Consider the following 1,008-nt stretch of genomic DNA (forward strand, 5'->3'; position numbering starts at 1 on the left):
GATCGTTGCAGCGATCTTTTCTCCAATACCAGGGATAGATTTGATGATATTATATTCTTCAATTTCCTTAGCGAGGGCGTCTATTTCTGACTCTAACTTTGATAGATGTTCTTTGTATTGAAGAAGAATATTAATATACATACGAAGACTTAATATATGGCTTTGGTACACTGTTTTTTCAAAAGGATTACGGGCTGCTGCAGCTTTAAGCTGAACAGCTTTTTCTTTTGCCCACCTGATTGATCGACTTTTACATAATCCAAATATCTTGTCTGTAATTGTTTCTTCACTGGCTCTCAAAATATCCTCGGAAGAAGGGAACTCTGAAAGAGTTAAGAGTGAAACAACCGAATATAAATCGCCAAAGACCCCTTTATATTCAGGAAACACCTGTTCAAGCACTGCTTGAAATTGAAGCTTTGTCTGAATCATAACTCCAGTTATATTTTCGTGTTGTCTTGTAAGATTCCGAAGGTTCAATAACTGAACTCCACGCTTTTTATAAGGTTCTAATTCCTCTTTATAAAACAACTCACAGAGGAGGTAGGCATCAATGGCATCTGTCTTTACTTTTCTCAAACTTGATCCTCTTGCCTTATAGGAGATCAATGGATTGATGATAACTAATAAATAGCCTCGTTCTTCCAAGTATTGAACGACTGGAGTTTGATAATGCCCAGTAGCCTCTAATATTACTGAAGGTTTCTTCCCAGCTTCTTGCTTTACATTCTCAAGAAACGATACAAGTGAACGAAGGCCCTCAAGAGTGTGATTTACTTTAAAGCTCTTACTGTATGGCTTACCTTTATCTAGAAAGGCTTGAACCTGACTTTCCCCTTTCGATATATCCAGACCGACGACTGGATTCATTCTGAATCTCCTCCTAATATGGTGATTTGCCAGTAACCCCTAATCCTTCATGCAGTATCATAGCTTCGCTTGTTATACGAGATCTACGTCCCAACCAGCCTCAATCATGTTTCTACAAGTAGGGGGCGAACGGTTTAG

The 1,008-nt window shown here is 38.6% G+C and carries 1 protein-coding gene; it reads right to left on the bottom strand.

The genetic code is table 11. The features are described 5' to 3' along the window. Nucleotides 1-870 (bottom strand): IS110 family transposase (locus tag RG959_RS23790; protein ID WP_342799271.1); only part of this gene is annotated, 870 nt, incomplete at its 3' end. Nucleotides 871-1,008 lie beyond the last annotated feature (138 nt).

This window comes from Domibacillus sp. 8LH, from assembly GCF_038806185.1.
In the GTDB taxonomy this organism is placed as follows: domain Bacteria; phylum Bacillota; class Bacilli; order Bacillales; family Domibacillaceae; genus Domibacillus; species Domibacillus indicus_A.